General features: G+C 69.4%; 17 protein-coding genes. 7 read left to right on the forward strand and 10 right to left on the reverse strand.

From position 1 onward, the window contains the following. Positions 1 to 16: 16 nt before the first annotated feature. Together AB0C30_RS40960 and AB0C30_RS40965 are read left to right on the forward strand one after the other, a co-directional pair. Positions 17 to 637 carry a TetR/AcrR family transcriptional regulator gene (locus tag AB0C30_RS40960; RefSeq protein ID WP_357954229.1) on the forward strand — a complete coding sequence of 207 codons (621 nt, stop codon included), beginning with the start codon at positions 17 to 19 and terminating at the stop codon, positions 635 to 637. A 185-nt stretch (positions 638 to 822) separates the two neighbouring features. Next, the gene (locus AB0C30_RS40965; protein ID WP_357954231.1) at positions 823 to 1,602 is read left to right on the forward strand and encodes a pectate lyase; all 780 of its coding nucleotides are present in this window, start codon (positions 823 to 825) and stop codon (positions 1,600 to 1,602) included. 125 nt (positions 1,603 to 1,727) lie between these two features. On the opposite strand, the gene AB0C30_RS40970 is transcribed toward AB0C30_RS40965, so the two are convergent. Continuing rightward, positions 1,728 to 2,555 carry a hypothetical protein gene (locus AB0C30_RS40970; protein WP_357954233.1) on the reverse strand — a complete coding sequence of 276 codons (828 nt, stop codon included), beginning with the start codon at positions 2,553 to 2,555 and terminating at the stop codon, positions 1,728 to 1,730. Between the two features lie 253 nt (positions 2,556 to 2,808). Here AB0C30_RS40970 and AB0C30_RS40975 point away from each other — a divergent pair, with 253 nt between their 5' ends. Next, positions 2,809 to 3,933 (forward strand): S8 family peptidase, encoded by a 1,125-nt coding sequence (locus AB0C30_RS40975; RefSeq protein ID WP_357954234.1) that lies wholly within the window; start codon positions 2,809 to 2,811, stop codon positions 3,931 to 3,933. On the opposite strand, the gene AB0C30_RS40980 is transcribed toward AB0C30_RS40975, so the two are convergent. From AB0C30_RS40980 to AB0C30_RS40995, 4 genes are read right to left on the reverse strand one after another with little or no spacing between them, the layout of a single operon-like run. Beyond that, a complete protein-coding gene (locus tag AB0C30_RS40980) occupies positions 3,923 to 5,443 on the reverse strand; it encodes a glycoside hydrolase family 43 protein (RefSeq protein ID WP_357954425.1) in 1,521 nt (506 codons plus the stop codon). The genes AB0C30_RS40975 and AB0C30_RS40980 overlap by 11 nt on opposite strands. Positions 5,444 to 5,476: 33 nt before the next feature. Further along, the gene (locus AB0C30_RS40985; RefSeq protein ID WP_357954236.1) at positions 5,477 to 6,322 is read right to left on the reverse strand and encodes a carbohydrate ABC transporter permease; all 846 of its coding nucleotides are present in this window, start codon (positions 6,320 to 6,322) and stop codon (positions 5,477 to 5,479) included. Next, positions 6,319 to 7,269 (reverse strand): sugar ABC transporter permease, encoded by a 951-nt coding sequence (locus AB0C30_RS40990; RefSeq protein WP_357954238.1) that lies wholly within the window; start codon positions 7,267 to 7,269, stop codon positions 6,319 to 6,321. Before AB0C30_RS40990 ends, AB0C30_RS40985 begins: the two co-directional genes overlap by 4 nt. A gap of 7 nt (positions 7,270 to 7,276) precedes the next feature. Then, complete coding sequence (locus AB0C30_RS40995; protein WP_357954240.1) at positions 7,277 to 8,551, reverse strand: extracellular solute-binding protein; 1,275 nt, start codon at positions 8,549 to 8,551, stop codon at positions 7,277 to 7,279. A gap of 221 nt (positions 8,552 to 8,772) precedes the next feature. On the opposite strand from AB0C30_RS40995, the gene AB0C30_RS41000 reads away from it, so the two are divergent. Further along, positions 8,773 to 9,840 (forward strand): LacI family DNA-binding transcriptional regulator, encoded by a 1,068-nt coding sequence (locus AB0C30_RS41000; RefSeq protein WP_357954242.1) that lies wholly within the window; start codon positions 8,773 to 8,775, stop codon positions 9,838 to 9,840. Here AB0C30_RS41000 and AB0C30_RS41005 read toward each other — a convergent pair. From AB0C30_RS41005 to AB0C30_RS41015, 3 genes are all read right to left on the reverse strand, one after another. Next, positions 9,828 to 10,742 carry a CoA ester lyase gene (locus AB0C30_RS41005; RefSeq protein ID WP_357954245.1) on the reverse strand — a complete coding sequence of 305 codons (915 nt, stop codon included), beginning with the start codon at positions 10,740 to 10,742 and terminating at the stop codon, positions 9,828 to 9,830. The two genes, AB0C30_RS41000 and AB0C30_RS41005, sit on opposite strands and share 13 nt — an antisense overlap. Further along, the gene (locus AB0C30_RS41010) at positions 10,732 to 11,991 is read right to left on the reverse strand and encodes a CoA transferase (protein WP_357954247.1); all 1,260 of its coding nucleotides are present in this window, start codon (positions 11,989 to 11,991) and stop codon (positions 10,732 to 10,734) included. The genes AB0C30_RS41005 and AB0C30_RS41010 overlap by 11 nt, the downstream gene beginning before the upstream one ends. 97 nt (positions 11,992 to 12,088) lie before the next feature. Further along, the gene (locus tag AB0C30_RS41015; protein ID WP_357954249.1) at positions 12,089 to 13,006 is read right to left on the reverse strand and encodes a LysR substrate-binding domain-containing protein; all 918 of its coding nucleotides are present in this window, start codon (positions 13,004 to 13,006) and stop codon (positions 12,089 to 12,091) included. A gap of 103 nt (positions 13,007 to 13,109) precedes the next feature. Between AB0C30_RS41015 and AB0C30_RS41020 the strand changes: the two genes are divergently transcribed. Genes AB0C30_RS41020 through AB0C30_RS41030 form a run of 3 tightly spaced genes read left to right on the forward strand, consistent with a single transcriptional unit; the run spans position 13,110 to position 17,567 of the window. After that, a complete protein-coding gene (locus AB0C30_RS41020) occupies positions 13,110 to 14,456 on the forward strand; it encodes a citrate:proton symporter (RefSeq protein WP_357954250.1) in 1,347 nt (448 codons plus the stop codon). Positions 14,457 to 14,478: 22 nt separating this feature from the next. Next, entirely contained in the window at positions 14,479 to 16,008 is a 1,530-nt protein-coding gene (locus AB0C30_RS41025; protein WP_357954252.1) for a CocE/NonD family hydrolase, read from the forward strand. A 44-nt stretch (positions 16,009 to 16,052) separates the two neighbouring features. After that, positions 16,053 to 17,567, forward strand: a complete 1,515-nt coding sequence (locus AB0C30_RS41030) for a tannase/feruloyl esterase family alpha/beta hydrolase (RefSeq protein WP_357954254.1) — start codon at positions 16,053 to 16,055, stop codon at positions 17,565 to 17,567. Between the two features lie 46 nt (positions 17,568 to 17,613). Here AB0C30_RS41030 and AB0C30_RS41035 read toward each other — a convergent pair whose 3' ends face one another. Together AB0C30_RS41035 and AB0C30_RS41040 are read right to left on the reverse strand one after the other, a co-directional pair. Next, positions 17,614 to 18,885 (reverse strand): cytochrome P450, encoded by a 1,272-nt coding sequence (locus AB0C30_RS41035; protein ID WP_357954256.1) that lies wholly within the window; start codon positions 18,883 to 18,885, stop codon positions 17,614 to 17,616. Between the two features lie 10 nt (positions 18,886 to 18,895). Then, positions 18,896 to 19,786, reverse strand: coding sequence for a TetR family transcriptional regulator (locus tag AB0C30_RS41040; protein WP_357954258.1), 891 nt, complete (start codon positions 19,784 to 19,786; stop codon positions 18,896 to 18,898). Positions 19,787 to 20,317: the final 531 nt, after the last annotated feature.

Genomic DNA, 20,317 nt, shown 5'->3' on the forward strand with positions numbered 1-20,317 from the left:
CCATAGGGTTGATCGCATGACCGAAGAGACGGCGAGCCGACCCGGCACGCGGCGGGGCCCCTATGCCAAGAGCGCGCGCCGCCAGGCCGAGATCGTCGCCTCCGCGACGTCCGTCTTCTCGGCCCGCGGCTACCGAGGCGGGTCGTTGCGGGAGATCGCGAAGCAGCTGGACCTCAGCCTGACCAGCGTCGTCCATCACTTCCCCAGCAAGAGCGCGCTTCTCGTGGCCGTACTCGAGAACGCCGATTCCGCGCACGCCGGCTCCTTCACCACGGACTGCCGGGAGCAGGGTGTGGCGTACGCCGTGCTTCAGTACGTTCGCCGGAACCTCGAACGCCCCGAGATGCTGAGGCTGCTCGCTCTCATGGCCGCGGAGTCGTCGGCTGCGGACCATCCGGCGCATGAGTGGTTTCGCGACAGGTACGACAGATTGATCGAGACGCTGGCGGTCGCCATCCGCCGGGACCAGGACGCGGGCCGCGTTTCCAACAGCCGGGCCCCCGAGGGTATCGCCGAGTCCCTGGTGGCCCTGTGGGACGGGCTTCAACTCCAGTGGCTCATCAACCCGCGGCGGGACCTGGTCGCGGCGATGAGGTCCTCGCTGGCGGACCTACTGGAACCACCGCGGCAGAACTGAAAGTTTCACTCCCAGCAAACAGCCTTGTCATGCTCTGGCCAGCCACGACGCCTTCTCACCGGGCGCCGGAGATCGCGTCTTCGTTGACGACCGGAAAGCGCTTTCCTACATTGACGGTCATTCACTCACCTGTCTTTCGTTCACATACGCGTACGACAGGCGAAGGCATCCGCAGGGAGGCAATCGTGAGAAAGACGATCCCGGCTCGGATAGTGGCGGTAGCGGCCGCCGCGCTGGCCTTGGCCGGCGGCATCGCCAGCGGGCCGTCGGCATCCGCCGCGGCCTGGCCGACACCGAGCGGCCAGCAGGGCGTCGGTGCGACGATCAACGTATCCGGCACGGTCGACGGCAAGATGATCCGCTACTACGGCATCGGAGACCTGGGCAGCGGCGGCCAGGAAGAGGGCCAGAGCCCGATCTTCAAGCTCGCCAACGGCGCGGTGCTGAAGAACGTCATCATCGGCTCCCCCGCGGCCGACGGCATCCACTGCACGGGCACCTGCACCCTCCAGAACGTCTGGTGGGAGGACGTCGGCGAGGACGCCGCCACCTTCAAGGGCACCTCGTCGTCCCAGACGATGACGATCGACGGCGGCGGCGCCAAGGCGGCCAGCGACAAGGTCTTCCAGCACAACGGCCCCGGCACCATGTACATCAGGAACTTCCAGGTGACGAACTTCGGCAAGCTCTACCGCTCCTGCGGAAACTGCTCCAAGCAGTACGCGCGCCACGTCGTCATCTCCAACGTCACCGCCACGTACTCGGGCAAGACGCTGGCCGGCATCAACACCAACTACGGCGACACCGCCAGGTTCTCCGGCATCACGATCGTCGGCGACTCCGGCAAGAAGATCGTGATCTGCGAGAAGTACAAGGGCGTGACCAGCGGCGAACCCACCAAGATCGGCAGCGGCGCCGACGGCGTCAACTGTATCTACTCCAGCTCGGACATCACCTACCGGTAGACGAAGATCGAACATGACCGGCGCCGGTCGGATCTCCATCTGACGACCGAACCCTGAGCGCGGTCCCCCGCCGCGACGGGAGACCGCGCTCAGCACCCCGATCCGCGCAGCGTGGCGCGGTGCGGCTACCAGGCCCTGGCCCAGGAAGGGGACGGTGTCGGGTCCGGGGTGAGGTCGCGCAGGTCGTGGGACCAGGTCTGCGTCCACCCGCCGGACCGCCGCTCAATGATCTTGACGGCGCCGTCCCGGGTGGCCATGAGCAGCCGCCCCTCACCATCCCAGTCCGCCCAGGCCGCCTCGGGTAACGGCGTGAGGCGGCCGTCGTCCTCCTCCCGCAGGTAACTGACCTGTACGCCCTCGATCCCATGCCGTTGGAAGTCGGTCCCGGTGTGCGCCAGCACCAGGGCGCGGTCGCCGCCCGGCTGGACGCGCCCGATGAGTACGGCCGCGCGCAACCCATGCGCCGCTCCCTCAAAGGGGCGCCAGCCGCGTTTGTACTCGTTCTGCAGATCCCGATAGGCCCAGTCGAGGCTGAGGGCCTCCACCACCACACCGTACGGATAACTGCCGTGAAAAGGCCGCTTCGCCATCGAAGCGGAGATCGTCAGCCGGTTGTCCGCGGCGAACGCGCAGCCGCCGGTCCAGGTGCCGCCGGTGTGCCAGGCCGCGAGGGCGGTGAGCCACGGCGCCTTGGACACGGCGAAATAGGTGTCCCACGGAGACTCCCCGTGCCCGAGTGCGAAGTACCCGAGAAGCCGCCCGTCAGGCGATAAGTCGCATCGACGCGGGTACAGCATCCCGCGAAACCAGGCGCCGGATCTCACTTCACGCAGCCGCAGGTCCCACTCCAGCAGGTGCCACCAACCGGCCGGGCCACGACGCATGATCAGCGCGACGGGCGCGGCGGTGGCGACGAGCACGTAAAGACGGCAGGGCGGGGCTGAGCTGGTCATCGGGCGGCTCCCCGTAGACGTGACATTCCGACGGTAGCCCGCGAACGACCCGGACATCGAGCCTATTTCCCGCACGGGCCTTCCTCGGCAATCCCCCGTAAAACACCCCACTGATAAAGCACTTTTCACTCCGCGTACCCAAGCGAGCGAATCGCTATATGCGCGAATGGAGAAATGGCACTAAGGAGATCATCGCCCATGCACTCGAAAGGGCACCTTGGTGAGAAAGTATCTAGCATCGGGCATATCAGGCATGCTGCTGGCCCTCGCGCCGGCGGTCGCCTTCCATCCGGCGCGGGCCACCGACGGCGACGCCATCGGAGCCACTCACCCGTCGTCCGCCAATTACATCGTGACGTTGAAAGAAGGCGCCGAAATACCGGCGTACATCTCGCCGAACCATATCTATCACCACGCCGTCAACGGCTTCTCCGCCACGTTGACCCCGGAAGAGGTCGCCCTGCTTCGCGGCAACCCGGACGTCATAGCGATCGAGACGGACAAGCCCGTCAAACTGGACCCCGCGCCGAGCACCGAAGCCGAACTCCCTTGGTACCAGCAGTTCAGCCCACCGTGGAACCTCGACCGCATCGACCAGCGATTTGGCTTGAATAATCGGTACATATTCCGATACACCGGCGCGTCGGTTCGCGCCTATGTGATCGACACCGGTATCCAGACCGACCAGGGCGAGTTCGGCGACCGCGCCATCAACGTGTTCGACGCTTTCGGCGGCGACGGAGTCGACTGCCAGGGCCACGGCACGCACGTGTCCGGCACGGTGGGCAGCGAGTCCTGGGGGGTGGCGAAGCTGGTGCGGCTGCGCGGGGTCAAGGTGTTCCCCGAGTGCAGCGGTGACACGTCGACCTCGGCGATCATCGCCGGCATCGACTGGGTGACCGCCCACGCCATCCGCCCGGCCGTGGCCAACCTCTCGCTGGGCGGCCCCCAGTCCGTGGCGCTCAATACGGCGGTGGCCACCCTCGCCAACTCCGGCGTCTTCGTCTCGGTCGCCGCCGGCAACGAGAACGCCGACGCGTGCACCAGATCACCGGCGAGCGCCCCGAACACGCTGACCGTGGCCGCCTCGGACATCAACGACACCAAGGCCTGGTTCAGCAACTTCGGCCCCTGCGTCGACCTCTACGCACCAGGGGTGGGCATCCCGTCCGTCCCGCTGGCCGGGATCTACCCGAGCGTTCTGAGCGGCACGTCGATGGCGGCCCCCACGGTGGCCGGGGTGGCCGCCCTCGTCAAGGACCGGTACGGCGAGATGTCGTCCAGCGTTCTCAACGCCTTGATCATCAATTGGGCCACCCAGTTCGCGGTCGACGGAAACCCGCTCTCCACGCCGAACCGCCTGCTGTTCAAGCCTTGACCCGTCTCTCGTGATCGCCGGCCTGGTAGTCGAACCAGTCGAAGCTCGCGCTGCCGTCCGTGACGTACATGCCGATGACCCGCCCCGTGAAGCCGGTCGCCACCTCCGTGGACAGGTAGCGGCCGTCCAGCTCGGCCAGCAGAACGCCGTCGGCGGAGAAGGCGATGGTGTCCGGGCCACGGGCGCCGACGCCGACCGGCTCGCCTGCCGAAGCGGGCGTGGTCACGGACGGCGGCAGGAGGTCGCGCGTACGGAAGTCGATGGCGAGGGTGACCGGCCCCGGAGGTACGGGCTGGTCCGCCACGCACTGGCGCACCGGGCCGATCCGCGCGATCAGGCGCGCCCGCCCCGCGTGTACCTCCAGGTCGTAGTGGTGGGCCTCGTCCAGGCGCACGGACAGCCCGGCCGTGGCCGATCCCGGCTCCAGGAGGGCGGTGACGCGGCAGTCGTGGTGCTGCTGCCGGCGGCCGACGAAGGTGCATCCCGGGCGGTCCGTCGTGGTGCCGGTGGCGTGCAGGGTGAGCCGGCCGGGGCGCTCGGTCAGCGACCAGGAGCCGTCCGGGCGGCTGCGCGGTGAGATCCAGTACGGCGCCAGCGCGCCGGCGTCGAAGTCGTCGCGCGGCGGCGTTTCAGGCAGGGGATGCCAGGCGGCGGGCGCCGGATGGCGTTCGAGGACCGGGCCGACGACGGGCCAGCCGTCCACCCATTCCACCGGCGTGAGGAACGTCTCCCGCCCGAGGACCTGGAACTCCGGCGTGTAGCCGCGCGGGCGGGTGCCGAGCAGGACCATCCACCAGCTGCCGTCGGCCGCCTCCACCAGGTCGGCGTGGCCGGTGCTCTGGATCGGCCGGTCGGTGCCGCGGTGCGACAGGATCGGGTTGGCCGGGCCCGCCTCGAACGGGCCGCGCGGCGAGCGGGCGCGGGCGATCGAGACGCTGTGGGCGCGCTCGGTGCCGCCCTCGGACATCAGCAGGTACCACCAGTCGCCCACCTGGTAGAGGTGCGGGCCTTCCGGATATTTCATGCCGACGCCTGACCAGGCGGGATACGGGCCCTCCAGGACCTTGCCCGCCACCGGGTCGATGCGCGCGACCTGCGTACCGGAGAAGGCGCACCAGCAGGAGCCGTCCTCGTCCCACGCCAGGTCGGGGTCGATGCCCGGCAGGTCGATCCAGACGGGGTCCGACCACGGGCCTTCGGGGCGCTCGGCGGTGACGACGAAGTTGCCCCGGCCGCTCACGTTCGTCGTGATCAGGTAGAACCGGCCGTCGTGGTGGCGGATCGTCGGCGCGTAGATCCCGCCCGAGGCGGGCACCTCAGGGGGCAGCTCCAGCTGTGACGGCCGGTCGAGCACATTGCCCAGTTGCCGCCAGTGCACCAGGTCGCGGCTGTGGAAGATCGGGACGCCGGGGACATACTCGAAGCTGGAACAGACGAGGTAGTAGTCCTCGCCGACCCGGCACACGCTGGGATCCGGGTGGAACCCGCCGATCACCGGGTTGTCGTACATCCGCACGTTGAGCGGTTCCTTTCCAAGAGAAGATCAGCCCTTGAAGGCGCCGTCCATGATCCCGGCCACCATGCGCCGGCCCACGAAGACGAACAGCACCAGCAGCGGGAGGGTGGCCAGGAACGAGCCCGACATGGCGAGGCCCAGGTCGATGGAGTAACTGTTCTGCAGTGCCTTGATGGCGATCTGCGCGGTGTACATCTCCGGCGATTTCAGCACGATGAACGGCCACAGGAAGTCGTTCCAGGCGGTGACGAAGCCGAGCAGGCCGAGCACGAACGCGGCCGGCCGCACCAGCGGGAACGCGATGCGCCAGAAGATCTGCCAGGTGGTGGCGCCGTCGATGCGCGCGGCCTGGAGGATCTCGTCACTGATCGTGGTGGACAGATGCTGGCGCATCCAGAAGATCCCGAACGCGCTGGCCAGGCCGGGCACGATGAGCGCCTGGAGCGTGTCCACCCAGTTCAGCGAAGAGATGATCATGTACTGCGGGATGACGGCGAGCTGTGTCGGTACCGTCATGGTGAGCACGACGATCAGGAACAGCACGTTGCGGCCGGGGAAGCGCAGCTTGGCGAAGGCGAACCCGGCCAGCGAGCACAGCACGGCATGCCCGACCGCGATCGTACCGGCCACGATGAGGCTGTTGACGATCGAGCGGACGAACGGCACCGTCGTGAACACCAGCCCGGCCAGATGGAAGAAGTTGCCCCCGGGCGCGATCTCGGGCGGCAGCCGCGTGGCGGTCGCCGTGTCGGTCGTGGCCACCACGAACATCCAGTACAGCGGGAACAGGCAGGCGAACACGGCCAGTCCCAGCAGGACGTAGGTCCACCAGCGGACGCGCTCACCCGAGCGCCGGATCGTCTTGGTCATCATCGCTCCGGACGGATGCGGGTGGACAGAACGTAGTTGACCGTCGCGAGCCCGACCACCAGCACGAACAGCGCCACGCCGATGGCCGCGCCGTAGCCGAACTGGAACTGGCCGAAGCCCTGCTCGTACAGGAACAGCGTCAGCGTCTGGCATTGCCGGATCGGCCCGCAGGTGAGCGGCGAGAGGCGGGAGACGAGCAGCGGCTCGGTGAAGATCTGCAGGCCGCCGATCGTCGAGGTCACGATCGTGAACACGATGACCGGCCGCAGCGACGGGATCGAGATGTGGCGGAACTGCTTCCACCCGCCCGCGCCGTCCACGGCCGCCGCCTCGTAGATCGCCCGCGGGATCGCCTGCAGGGATGCCAGGTAGAGCAGCGTGGTGTAGCCGAACCAGCGCCAGGTCACCATGACCGCGATCAGCACGTGGCTGCCCCACACCGACTGCTTGAAGTCGATCGGCTCCACACCGGCGAACCCGAGCAGCCAGTTGAGCAGGCCGTAGTCGCGGTCGAACATCTGGGAGAAGACGATCGTGGTGGCCGCCACCGAGGTGATGTACGGCACCAGCATCGACATCCGGAAGAACACCGCCAGCCGGAGCCGGGCGTGGTTGAGCAGGTGCGCCAGGCCCAGCGCCAGCAGCAACTGCGGCACAGTGGACAGCAGCCAGATGCTGATCGTGTTCCAGGCCGCGTCCCAGAACCGCGTGTCGGCGAACAGACGGGTGAAGTTGTCCAAGCCGATGAAGACGTGCTCGCCGATGGGGTTCCAGTCGAACAGCGCCACGTAGAAGGTGAAGAGCAGCGGCACCAGCCCGAACACCGCGAAGATCAGGAAGAACGGCGCGATGTAGGCGTACGGCGCGATGCGTTCGGTAATGCTCTGCCGCACCGAGGTCGTCCCGGCGGGCGGCGCTTGCGCCCGCCGGGTGCTGAGGGTCGTCGTCACGCTCGTCCTACTTGCCGATGGCGGTCTTGATGTTGGCCAGCGCCGCGTCCCACGCCTTGGCCGGATCGCCCTTGCCCTGCTCGACGTTGGTGATCGCGTTCAGGAGCTCCTGGCCGATGGCGGAGCTGTCCGGCCCGATGTAGAACGGCTTGAGCCCGAGCAGCGAGTTGGTGTAGATCGTCCCGGTCGGGGCGTCGGAGAAGAACGGGTCCTTCAGGGCGGTGAGCTTGGGGTCCTTGTAGACCGACGGGGTAGTGGGCAGCGCGCCGGTGACGACGAAGTGCGCCAGCTGGCCCTGCGGGGACTGGGTCTTGGAGATGTAGTCCCAGGCGGCCTTGGGGTTCTTGGCGCCCTTGGGGATGGCCAGGTAGCTGCCGCCCCAGTTGCCCGCGCCTCCCGGGATAGTGGCGATGTCCCACTTGCCCTTCGTACCGGGCGCGTTGTTCCGGATCTGTTCCAGCAACCAGGACGGCGCGGAGATCACCGCGAACTGGTCCTTGCCAATGCCGGCGCTCCATCCATCGGAGAAGGAGCTCTGCTTGGCGGTGATGCCCGCCTGCACCGCCTTGAGAGCGAGGTCGAAAGCCGTCTTGACCTGCGGGCTGGTGCTGTAGACGACGTTGCCCGACGGGTCGTAGTACTTCTGCGGCCCCTGGTTGACCGCCTGGTGGAACACGCTGGTCCCGGCGTTGTCGACGAACGCCTTCTTGGTCGCCGCGGTGTACTTCTTGCCGGTCTCGATGAAGGCGTCCCAGGTGGGCCAGAGCTTGCCCACCTCCTCACGGTCGGTCGGCAGCCCTGCGGCCTTGAACAGGTCCGTCCGGTAGGCGACGGCCATACCGCCCACGTCCGTCGGGATGCCGATGATCTCGCCACCCTTGGCGGTGCTCTGGCTCATCACCCAGTCCAGATAGTCGCCCTTGATCTTGTCGGCGCCCAGTTGCCGCAGGTCATAGAAGTTCTGCGGCTGCTGCACGAACTTGGGCAGATCGTCGCCCTGGATCAGCACCAGGTCGGGCACCTTGCCGCCGGCCAGCGCCGTGGTCAGCGCCTGCGCCGTCTCCACCGAGCCGCCCACTTCGGTCAGCTTCACCTGGATGCCCGGGTTCTGTTTCTGGTAGACATCGACGTCGGCTTTCTGGTTGATCCCGGAGAACGACCAGAACTCGAACGACTTGCCGTCACCCGTCGGTTGCGACGGAGAACCGCCGCCACCACAGGCGGCCGCGGTCAGGGCGAGGGCCGTGGCGAGCACGGCCGATGTTGCGATACGGAGCTTCACGGCGATCTCTTCCCCTGGGGGTCGGTGCTGAAGAGCTGGTAGGGACTGACGGCGGCGCGCCCATGGAGTGGAGTTCGTCGCAGCGCCTGAAATTTTCGTAACTAGGGCCGATCGTTAATCGGGGACTTTAGGCACTTCACGCGAAACCCGTCAATAATCTGGTCGCAAGATTGCCGAAACAGTCGGACAGGAGCCTGAAAGCGTGGCGTTAGACTGCGCCCATGACCGCGACCCAGGAGCCGCCCGCATCCGGCCCCGCAGCCGGCACCGCAGCCGGCACCGCGCCCAACCAGCCGCTGACCATCGCGCAGCTCGCCGAGCTGGCCGGAGTGTCCACGGCCACGGTCTCCAAAGTGGTGAACGGCCGTTCCGAGGTCGCGCCGGAGACCCGGGCCTTGGTCGAGGGGCTCATCCGCGAGCACGGCTACCGGCGGCAGAGGCGGCGCGACAGCCCCGCCGCCCTGGTGGAGCTGGTCTTCCACGCGCTGGAGGGCGACTACCCGATAGAGATCATCAAGGGCGTCGAGCGGGTGGCGCAGGAGCACGACCTGGCGCTGGTGCTCTCCCAGCTGCAGCACCACCACGTACCGGGCCGGAGCTGGATCGAGGGTGTGATGAGACGCCGGCCCAGTGGTGTCATCGCGGTGTTCAGCAGCCTGACCGACGCGCAGTGCCACCAGCTGGCCAGCCGTGACATCCCGCTGGTCCTGCTGGACCCGAGCGGCGAGCCCGGCCACCAGGTGCCCTCGGTGGGCGCCGGCAACTGGAACGGCGGCCTCTCGGCGACCCGCCACCTGCTCCAGCTCGGCCACCGGCGGATCGGCATCATCACCGGCCCCGACTACGCGCTGTCCAGCCGGGCCCGCCTCGACGGCTACCGCGCGGCGCTGGACATGGCCGGCGTGCCCGTCGACCCGGACCTGATCTGCGCGGGAGACTTCCTGGTCGAGGGCGGCCTGGCCATGGCCCATCGGCTGCTGCGGCTGCCCGACCCGCCCACCGCGATCTTCGCCTGCAACGACGGGCAGGCCACGGGCGTCTACGGGGCGGCCTACGAGCGGGGACTACGCATCCCCGATGACCTGAGCGTGATCGGCTTCGACGACCTCCCGCCGATGCGGTGGGCCATCCCGCCGCTGACCACGATCCGCCAGCCGCTCACCGAGATGGCCGCCGCGGCCACCAGGATGCTGGTGGCGCTCACGCACGGCGAGCCGGTGCCGCAGAACCGGATCGAGCTCGCCACCGAACTCGTGGTGCGAGGGAGCACCGCCCTCTACGGCCGCTGAGAGGTTCCGAAAGTTTCTGGATCCTTTCCGTATGTATCAAGAGCGAACCGCGCCCGGGTGGCCATGGCCTCGTCCACCATCTCCCCCTCGAAGGTGATGGCCCCGGCGCCGTGCCCCTGTGCCTCCTCCACGGCGGCGATCATCCGCGCGTAGCGGGCGAGCTCATCCGGGGTGGGCGAGAAGACCTCGTTGATCACGGGGACGTGGGCGGGATGGATCGCCATCATGCCCTCGTACCCCAGGGAGCGGTTCTGCTCGGCGAACGCCCGCAGTCCGTCGAGGTCGGCGATGTTCGTCCAGAGGCCCGCGATCGGGCAGGGCGCGCCCGCCGCCCGCACGTCCAGCAGGACACGGGAGCGCAGCGCCAGGGTCTCGGTGCCCTCAGGGCTCCAGCGGTAGCCGACCGCCCGCTCGACGTCGCCCCCCTTGCCGGTGACCGCGCCCAGGTAGGCGATGCGCGGCGCGGCCCGGCCGATGTCGTACGCCGCACGCAGCGCGCCGGCGCTCTCCAGCAGCGGCACGAGGGCGATGTGCCCCTCGGGCAGGCCGTGTTCGCGCTCGCACCAGCTCAGCAGCCGGTCGGCCAGGCGTACGTCCCCTTCGTCCGCGACCTTGGGCAGGACCACCCCGGCCAGACGGGCGTGCGTGATGGCGCGCAGGTCCTCGGCGGACGCCCAGCCGTCGAGGGGGTTGATCCGGACGAAGAGCGCCATGTCGCCCGTCGCGCCGGCGACGGCCTCGGCCACGCGCGCGCGGGCCGCGGCCTTGCCGGCCTGCGGGACGGCGTCCTCCAGGTCGAGGATGGCCGCGTCGGCTCCGGCGGCCGCCGCCTTGGCCAGCCATTCGGTACGGGTGCCGGGGACGAAGAGCAGGGAGCGCAGCGGCGGCCGATCAGATGACACCGCGCTTCTCCAGATCCGCGAGCTGGTCAGCGCCGAGCCCGAGCCACTGCCGGTAGACGAGGGCGTTGTCCTGCCCGAGCGCGGGTCCGGTGCGCCAGACGTGTCCGGGTTGCTGGTGGAAGTGCGGGAGGGCGGCCTGCATGCGGACCGGCCCGAGGTCGGGGTCGTCGACGGTGATGATGTCGCCGCGTTCGGCGTACACGGGATCACCGGCGATGTCCTCGGCGGTGAAGACGCGAGAGGCCACCACCTCGGCCTCCGCGAACGCCTCCAGGCACTCGGCGGCCCCGCGCGCGGCCACCCATTCGCGCAGTCCCTGGTCCAGCCGTTCCCGGCCGGCGAGTTGCCGCTGCGTCGTGGCGTACTCCTCCTCGGGCAGGCCCAGGAGCCGGACCACGTTCAGGACCGAGCGGAGGGTCGCGGAGGTCACGGTGATCCAGTCGCCGTCTCCGGACAGGTAGGTGTTGATGACCGCGGCCGGTGCGACGGCCAGCTGGTTGCCGGACCTGCCGGGTACGACACCGAGCTGGTCATGCGTGATGACCTGCCACTCGACCAGCCGGAACAGCGGCTCGAACAGGGCCAGGTCGATCCACTCGCCGTCGAAGGCGGGGTCGTTGGCCCTGCGGTGCAGGGCGGCGAGCACGGCGTACGCGCCCATCAGCCCGGTCACGGCGTCGCCGTGGGAGAACCCGGTGTGCACGGGCGGCCCGTCGGGAAAGCCGGTCAGGTGCACCACACCGCTCCTGGCCTCGCCGACCTTGCCGAAGCCCGGCGCGTCGGCCCGCGAGGACGTCGCGCCGAACCCGGAGATCTGCAGCAGGACCGCCTTGGGGTTGATCCGGTGCACGGCCTCCCAGTCCAGCTCCCAGGCCCGCAGCCGGCCGGGGCGCAGCGTGACGATCACGACGTCGGCCCAGGCCACGAGCCGGTGCGCCACCTGCCGGCCGTCGGGGTCGTGCAGGTCCAGGGTGACGGAGCGCTTGTTCCGGCCCGCGACCTTGAACCACAGCGGTACGCCGTCGCGCGTGGGGCCCATGGCGCGGGCGGCGTCACCGACGCCGGGGGGTTCGACGTGGATCACGTCGGCGCCCTGGTCGGCGAGCATGGAGCCGGCCAGCGGCCCGGCGACCACATGGGCGAACTCCACCACTTTCAGACCACGCAACTGCCCCTGGCCGTGCTGCTGTTCGGTCGCCTGGTCGCTCGCCTGTTCGGTCGCCTGTTCCGTCGCCTGTTCGGTCGCCACGCATGAGCTCCTTCGCACTGTCCGGTGCTGTCATCCTGCCCAAGGCGAGAAATGCGGGTCCAGCACAAGAAGTCGATAAATTCATGCTATTTACGCATTAACCCATCCAGGAGACGCCCGGCGGCAGCTCCGTACGGAACTCTTCGAGCACGTCCAGGAACGCGGCCGCCGCGAGCGGCAGGGTTCGCCGCGCCCGGACCACGACGTCCAGGCGCCGCTCCACCACGGGCCCGGTCAACCGGCGGTGCACGACGTGCCCCGGACCCAGGAGGGGCAGCACCAGAGCGGGCATCGCCGACACGCCGAGACCGGCGGCGACCAGGCCGCCCACCGTCGCCACGTTGCTCGCCTCCGCCGCGGGCGTCACCGCGGCGCCCGCCTGGGCGAACGCCGCGTCGGTGAGCCTGCGGACACTGGACTGCGGCCCGACGGCCAGGAACGGCTCGGCGGCCAGCTCCTCCCAGGTGACCTCGTCGCCCTCGGCGAGCGGGTGCCCCTCGGGCAGTACGGCGTGGAACTGGTCGCGGATCAGCGGACGATGGTCGAGGCGATCCGGCGACGCGCCCACCGTGGTGATCGCGAAGTCGGCGTCACCCGACAGCACCCTGCCGAGCACGGCCCGTTCGAGCCCGTCCATGATGCGGACCGCCACCTGCGGCCGCTGCCGCCGGAAGGCGGAGATCATGCGCGGCAGCAGCACCGCCGCGACCGAGGGCAGCGTGGCCACGGCCACCACGCCCGACTCGCCGAGCAGGTAGCGCCGCAGCTCCTTCATTCCCGACTCGTGGGCGCCGACGATCTGCTCGGCCACCCGCAGGGTCTCCAGGCCCGCCGCGGTGAGCTGGACGTTGCGGGTGTCGCGCTCCAGCAGCCGGGCGTCGAGCACCCGCTCCAGGTCGGCGACGGCGCGGCTCAACGTCGACTGCGAGACGTGCAGGTGCGCCGCCGCGGCGGTGAAGCTTGCCGCCCTGGCCACGGCGACATAGGCGGCGAGTTGCCGGAGAGTAGCGTCCATGGAGCCAACCTATGCACATACCGCATGGATAAATCCACTTTTGATGGTGGACGTGAAAGGTCAGCGCTCGGAAACTTCTCCGTAACCCTCCGAAAGGACCTCGATGATCGCGCTCCTCGGCTTTCTCACCATCGGCCTGTTCCTGGTGCTCACCATGACCAGGCGCGTGTCGGTCCTCACCGCGTTGGTGCTGGTCCCGGTGTTGACGGCGCTTGCCGGCGGTTTCGGCGCCGAGATGGGCCCGATGATCCTCGCCGGGCTGGGCAAGGTGGCGCCCACCGGCATCATGATCGCTTTCGCGGTCCTGTACTTCAGCCTGATGATCGACACAGGGCTGTTCGACCCGCTGATCCGCGGCATCCTGCGCCTGGCCAAGGACGACCCGCTGCGGATCGCCGTCGGCACGGCCGTCATCACGATGTGCGTGGCCCTGGACGGCGACGGCGCCTCGACCTTCCTCATCACCGTCTCGGCCCTGCTGCCCGTCTACAAACGGCTGCGGATGAGCCCGCTGGTGCTCACCGGCGTCGTCTGCCTGGGCGCCGGCGTGATGAACATGATCCCCTGGGGTGGCCCCACCGCGCGGGCGATGGCGGTGCTGAAGCTGGACAGCTCGCAGGTGTTCACCCCGGTTCTGCCCGCGATGGTCATCGGCATCGTCTGGGTGCTGGTGGCGTCGTACCTGATCGGCCTGCGCGAACGCCGTCGCCTCGGCACGGTCTCCCTGCCCGAGCCCTCGCCGGACCCCTCGCGGGGGTCCTCGTCGGAGCGCGCGGCCGAGTTCGTCGCCGGAGACGGGCCGGGGACGCCCCTGGCCCCGCCGCGCCGGCACCCGGCCCTGACCGTCTTCAACCTGGCGCTGACCGTCGCGCTGCTCGTCGGGCTCATCCTGCAGGTCATGCCGCTTCCGGTGCTGTTCGTGGTCGGGTTCGCCATCGCCGCGCTGGTCAACCACCCCTCCTGGGAGAAGCAGCAGGAACTGCTCGACAGGCACGCCAAGAGCGTCGTCCTGGTCACCACGATGATCTTCGCCGCCGGGGTCTTCACCGGAATCCTCACCGGGACCAAGATGATCAACGAGATGGCGACCGCGTTCGTCAACGTCATCCCCGACTCCTTCGGCGGCCATCTGCCGGTGCTGGTCGCGATCACGGGCATGCCGCTCAGCCTGGTCTTCACCCCCGACGCCTACTACTTCGGCGTACTGCCCGTGCTCGCCCAGACCGCCGGCGGCTTCGGCATCGAGTCCGCCGAGGTCGCCAGGGCCGCCATCCTCGGCCAGATGACCACCGGCTTCCCGCTCAGCCCGCTCACCGCCGCGACGTTCATCCTGGTCGGCATGAGCGGCGTACAACTCGGCCAGCACCAGCGCTTCATCTTCGGCTGGGCGTTCGCCACCACCCTGGTCATGACCGTGGCCGCGCTCCTGACCGGTGCCATCTCCCTCTGACCGCGCGAGGAGCACCCCCCTCATGAAGTACGGCAGAATCGCCGCCGCCTTGTCCACCCTCTCCGCCCTCTTGGCAACGCCCACCCCCGCACACGCCGACACCGTGCTGCCCCCGGATCGCTTCTTCTCCTACGACCGGGCCGCCGCGTACGGCGTGCACACAGAGCGGGTCTCGGTGCCCCTGCGCGACGGCAGCCACCTGGCCTGCGACCTGCACCGGCCCGCCGGCCCCGACGGCAGGCCCGCCGACGGCCGCTTCCCCGGCATCGTGTACGACTACAACGCCTATGATCAGTTGCAGCCACAGGGCCAGGCGGCGGCCTTCTTCGTCACCCGCGGCTACACCGCCGCAGTGTGCAACGCCCGCGGCACGGGCGCCTCACCCGGGCGCCTCGACCCGTTCAGCGCGCAGGAACAACGCGACAACTACGACCTCATCGAGTGGCTGGCGGCCCAGCCCTGGTCCACCGGCAAGATCGGGCAGACCGGCGTCAGCTACGGCGGCCACTCCTCCCTCCTGGTCGCGGTGAACAAGCCGCCCCACCTGGCCGCGATCATCCCCGTCGACGGAATCAGCGACTGGTACGAGAACACCATCTACCGAGGCGGCATCTACTCGGCCAGGATCCGGGACTGGCAGCGCGCCGTCGCGCCCGACACCCTGGTGACCTACGCCGAGCACCCGCTCTATGACGACTACTGGCGAGAGCGCAGTGTCAAGGCCCGGTGGAAGAACCTGGACGTCCCGGTCCTGGAGATCGCGGGCTGGTACGACAGATACCGGGCCGCCATGGTGGCGAACTTCCAGGCCCGCCCGAAGAACGTCTGGCTGGTCGCCGGCCCCTGGCAGCACGGCTGGCCGTCGGGCCAGCCCGCCGACATCGGCAACGGCGCCTATCTCGCCTGGTGGGACCACTGGCTCGGCGGCCGCGCCGACGCGCCACTGCCCGCCGCCAAGGTGACCTCCTATCAGGTGCCGGGCACCGGCTGGCAGCAGTTCGCCACCTGGCCCCCTCCCGGCACCCGGCAGACCCGCCTCGGCCTGAACGCCGACGGCACGCTGACGACCGGATCGACCAAGCCGGCCACCCTCGCCTTCACCGTCAACACCGAGACGACCCCCGCGACCCCGGACGAGCGGCTCACCTTCCAGACACGGCCCTATCAGCAGGACACCGTCCTGGCCGGCGACGTGGCCGCGAAGGTGCGCGCCGCCTTCAGCGCCACTGACGGCAACATCGCGGTCGTGGTCGAGGACGTCGCCCCCGACGGTTCGGCCGTCCGCGTCACCCAGGGCTGGCTGAAGGCGAGCCACCGGTTCGGACACGAACGCGCCGTCCCCGTCCGGCCGGGCAAGACGTATGACCTGGAGATCCGCACCTGGCCGACCCACTACCGGCTGAGCGCCGGCCACAGCCTCCGCGTGACGGTGTCCAGCGACGATTATCCCGAGATCGACTCCGACGCCCCGGCGGGCCGGGTCCACCTGCGGGTGGGATCCGGCGGCACCGAGATCCGGCTCGGCACGCTCACGGGGAAGGACGGCCAATGATCCACCTTTGGAGACCTTTGGCCGTATTCGCCACCGTACTGTCGATGGCGATCCCCCTGAAGGCGCAGCCATCCGCCGCTGCGGTGGCCGAGAGCGGCACGTGCGAGAGCCTGACCGCCATGACGCTCCCCCACGCGACCGTCACCCTCGCCGAATCGGTCCCGGCGGGCAGGCACACCGCTCCCGACGGCCGGGTCCTGCCGTCCGTACCCGCCTTCTGCCGCGTCCACGGCGTCGCCAAGCCGGTGCCGAACTCCAACATCGGCTTCGAGGTGTGGATCCCTGAGCAGGGGTGGAACCAGCGGCTGCTGATGTTCGGCAACGGCGGATACAGCTCGGCCATCGACTTCCCGTCCATGGGCGGCCCCGCGCTGGCGGCCGGGTACGCCACCGTCGGCACCGACACCGGGCACACCGGTGACGACCCGGACGTGTTCGTCCAGGGCGCCGCCAATCCGGAGATCATCGTCGACTGGGGCCACCGCGCGGTCCACGAGACGATCGTCAACGCCAAACCGATCGTCGAGGCGTACACCGGTGCCAAGCCGCGCTACTCCTACTTCATCGGCTGCTCCACCGGCGGCCACCAGGCGCTGATGGAGGCCCAGCGCTACCCGGACGACTTCGACGGCATCGTGGCCGGCGCCCCGGGCAACAACCGCGTCGCGCTCAACGCCGGCTTCCTCTGGCAGTTCCTCCGCAATCACACCCCCGGAGGCGTCCCTGACCCGATCGTCCCGGCGGCCAAGCTGCCCCTGCTGACGAACGCGGCCGTCAAGCGGTGCCGGGGCAAAGACGGCGGCCTGGCGACCGACGACTTCCTCACCGATCCGCGACGCTGCTCCTTCGATCCCGCCTCGCTCCGCTGCCCCGCAGGCGACGCTCCCACCTGTCTGACGAAACGCCAGGTGCAGGCGTTGCGGGAGATGTACGCGGGCGCCCGCGACCCGCGTACCGGCGAGCAGATCTACCCCGGTTGGCCGGTGGGCAGCGAAGCCCCCGTGGTGGACGCGTCGGGCACCGTGCGGGTGGGCTGGAGCTCGTACTGGGGCGCCGCCGAGCCGGCGCGGGCGAACTTCTGGCGCTACTGGGTCTTCAACGATCCGAACTGGAACTGGTGGACCTTCGACTTCCACCGCGACCTGCGCCTGGCCGAGAAGAAGCTCGGCCCGATCATCAACGCCACCGACCCGGACCTCAGGCCGTTCCGGCGGAGCGGCGGCAAGCTCCTCATGTACACGGGCTGGGCCGATCCGGTCGTCTCCGCCCACGACACCATCGACTACTACGGTCAGGTGGTTCGCGCCACCTCCGGTGAGCGTCAGCCGGGCAGCACGGCGGTCGCGCGGACGCGGGAGTTCGCCCGGCTGTTCATGGTCCCCGGCATGGCCCACTGCGGCGGCGGCCCCGGCCCGAACGTCTTCGACACGCTGACCCCGATCGTGAGCTGGGTCGAGCGCGGAGCGGCGCCCGCCGAGATCGTCGCGACGAAGTACGTGCACGACAACCCGGCGGACGGCGTCGCGATGACCCGTCCTCTCAGGCCTTTCACGTGTTAGCGGTCAGGTAGGGCGTACAGGACGGAGGTCAGCCGACGCGGACCGGTCAGCCGACGCGGATCGGGAGGGTACGCGGCCCGCGGACCTGACCGGCGGCCCAGGTCACCGCGTCCGGGTCGGCCAGGCTGAAGTCCGGGAACCGCTCCAGCCACACCTCGAGCGCGACCCGCAGCTCCATGCGCGCCAGATGCGAGCCCACACAGCGATGAATGCCCAGGCCGAACGCGACGTGCCGGTTGACCTCCCGGTCGATGACGACCTCGTCCGCCCGGTCGAACTGCGCCGGATCGCGGTTGGCCGCCGGGAACGACAGCAGGATCCAGTCATCGGCCTTCATGTCGCCGCCGCGCCAGTGCATGTCCTGCTTGACCAGCCGGGCCATCGTGACCGGCGCGTACGCCCGCAGGAACTCCTCCATCGCGGTCGGCAGCAGCTCCGGCTCGGCGACCAGCCGCTCGCGGTCGGCGGGCGTCTTCGCCAGGTGCCACAATGACGCGCCGATCGCGCTCCAGGTCGTGTCGATGCCGGCGATGAGCAGCAGCGCCATCGTGCCCGCCACGTGCGACGGCTCGAGCTTGTTGCCGTCGAGCTCGGCGTCGATCAGGTAGCTGGTGAGGTCGTCACGCGGGTGCTCGACATGCTCACGGATCTGCACGAGCAGGTAGTCGAACAGCTGCTGCGAACGGGCGAAACGTTCCTCCGGCGGCAGGTTGATGCCTTCGAGCGCGTTCTCGACGAACACCCGGAACTGCGCCCCGTCCTCGGGCGGGAAGCCGAGCATCTCGGCGATGACCCGCATCGGGATGTGCTGGGCGTAGTCGGCGGCGGCGTCGACGACGTCCTGCCCCTCCATCGCGTCGATGAGCGCGTGGCAGTACGCCCTGGTCCCCGCCTCCCGCTTGGCCACCGCGGACTTGGTGAACGCCGGCAGCAGCAACTTGCGCGCGTGGTGGTGGAAGGGCGGGTCGGAGGAGATCGGCGGCGCGGTGCCCACGGGGGCCAGCTCGACGGGCGGCCGGAAGTTGCTCATGATGATCGCCCGCGACGAGAAATGCTCGGTGTCGTAGGCGATGGCCGCGACGTCCTCGTAGCGGGTCGGCAGCCACCCGCCGCCGAACCGCTCGGTATGCGCGATCGGGCAGCGCTGCCGCAGCTCGTCCTGGATGGGGTACGGGTCAGCCGCCCACTCCGGCTCAGCATGGGAGAAATCGGTCGCCCAGTCCGAGACGGGCCCGGTGATGACCTCGTTACGCGAACCCAGGGGCGGCTCTTCCAGCGTCTCCCGGTAGTCCTGGTTGAAGCGGTCGTCCACGGTCATGTCTACCCTCCTAGAGGATCTCGATCGCTCGTTCGGGACAGTTGGACACCGCCAGGCGCGCCGCGCGCTCGTTGTCCGGCGGCACGATCCCCTCGCCGATCACCTGCCCGTAGCCCTCGTCGTCCTCGCCGAACAGGTCGGGGGCGAGGTCGTAGCAGCGACCATGCCCCTGACAGCGCTCGGAGTCGATCCGCACTTTCACTGTGGTGCTCCCCTCTGGAGCTGTGGTCTCAATGGTCTGTGCCGTGGTGTCGACGGCTTGCGCTCTGGTGCTGATGGCTTGCGCTCTGGCGCCGATGGCTTGTGCGGTGGTGCTGATGGGGGCCAGGGCGGCGACGACGCGGGTGAGCAACGCGGTCCACTCCTCGTCGTCCACCGCGTGCAGGTCCGGGGTGATGAGCGCGCTACCCATCGCGAGCAGGAGGCAGAAGTGGGCGAGCGCGTTCCCCGACAGCGCGGGGTCGAGCTCGCCATCACCCTCGGCGATGCCGGCGAGCCCGGCCAGCCAGTCGGCGCGTTCGCCGATGTAGTCGCGCATCGGCTGCGCGACCTCCTCATCACGACGGGCCGCGACCAGGGCCTCGACGATGAGATAGCCACCGGCATCACGCTTGCGCGGCAGCCGCCGACCGACCACGACGAGCAGCTCCGCGATAGACCGGTCCGGATCGGCGGCCAGCAGATCGGCCAGCAACCGCGGCCCGTGCGCGCGCAACGCGGCCACGAGCAGCTGGGCCTTCGACCCGAAGTGGGCGTACAACGCGCCGTTGCTCACCCCGGCGGCCGCGGCGATGTCCGCCACGCGCGTACCTTCGTACCCGCGCTCGGCGAACACCTCGGCGGCCGCGCGCAGCAACCGTTCACGCGTCTCGGCGGCGGTGACGCCCGCGATACGCCCCATGATCAAATTAAAAGACCGTTCATTTGATTCGTCAAGGGCGGCTTCGCTCTGAGTGGGCGGCTGTCTGACGGCCTTGCAGATGGAAGTGCGTCACGCCAGATGGAAGCGGACATGGCAGTGGGCCATCGGGGTTGGCGGTAGAGGCGTGTACGGCAGGAGGTTCGGCCGGAATGACGGTGGTCTGGCCCCGACGACTGGCGCTGGTGGTGACACCGGCATACGGCGAGTCGTTCGCGTTGTGGGTCGATCGGATGGCCTGCGGAACGGGTGCCCACCGTGAGGGGCGATGCAGTCGCTTCGGCTGCGGCAGATCACCCTGTCAGTGGATACGGACGGCCAGGTCGGCGGAAACGTCGTCTTGAATGACCGCTTCCTGGAGAGGGAAATCCGCTTGGCTCGGCAGGCCGCCGGGATCCTCGACGGCGGGGGGTCATCGGGCGGATCCGGCGGCGGTCCCGCTCCGGAGACGAACAACCGGACCCCGGCCGCGCCGCAGGGCCTCATCGTCGAGCCGGCTGCCTACCTGGATGA

Origin of the sequence: Nonomuraea sp. NPDC048901 (assembly GCF_040649695.1) — a bacterium.
Classification (GTDB): Bacteria; Actinomycetota; Actinomycetes; order Streptosporangiales; family Streptosporangiaceae; genus Nonomuraea.

Excerpts from the sequence above, each read along its gene's own strand:
- AB0C30_RS41000 (WP_357954242.1), top strand. The coding sequence starts at position 8,773 with ATGACCGCGACCCAGGAGCCGCCCGCATCCGGCCCCGCAGCCGGCACC.
- AB0C30_RS41030 (WP_357954254.1), top strand. The coding sequence starts at position 16,053 with ATGGCGATCCCCCTGAAGGCGCAGCCATCCGCCGCTGCGGTGGCCGAG.
- AB0C30_RS40980 (WP_357954425.1), bottom strand. The coding sequence starts at position 5,443 with ATGTACGACAACCCGGTGATCGGCGGGTTCCACCCGGATCCCAGCGTG.
- AB0C30_RS41025 (WP_357954252.1), top strand. The coding sequence starts at position 14,479 with ATGAAGTACGGCAGAATCGCCGCCGCCTTGTCCACCCTCTCCGCCCTC.
- AB0C30_RS40985 (WP_357954236.1), bottom strand. The coding sequence starts at position 6,322 with ATGATGACCAAGACGATCCGGCGCTCGGGTGAGCGCGTCCGCTGGTGG.
- AB0C30_RS40970 (WP_357954233.1), bottom strand. The coding sequence starts at position 2,555 with ATGACCAGCTCAGCCCCGCCCTGCCGTCTTTACGTGCTCGTCGCCACC.
- AB0C30_RS40960 (WP_357954229.1), top strand. The coding sequence starts at position 17 with ATGACCGAAGAGACGGCGAGCCGACCCGGCACGCGGCGGGGCCCCTAT.
- AB0C30_RS41020 (WP_357954250.1), top strand. The coding sequence starts at position 13,110 with ATGATCGCGCTCCTCGGCTTTCTCACCATCGGCCTGTTCCTGGTGCTC.
- AB0C30_RS40975 (WP_357954234.1), top strand. The coding sequence starts at position 2,809 with ATGCTGCTGGCCCTCGCGCCGGCGGTCGCCTTCCATCCGGCGCGGGCC.
- AB0C30_RS41040 (WP_357954258.1), bottom strand. The coding sequence starts at position 19,786 with ATGGGGCGTATCGCGGGCGTCACCGCCGCCGAGACGCGTGAACGGTTG.
- AB0C30_RS41035 (WP_357954256.1), bottom strand. The coding sequence starts at position 18,885 with ATGACCGTGGACGACCGCTTCAACCAGGACTACCGGGAGACGCTGGAA.
- AB0C30_RS41015 (WP_357954249.1), bottom strand. The coding sequence starts at position 13,006 with ATGGACGCTACTCTCCGGCAACTCGCCGCCTATGTCGCCGTGGCCAGG.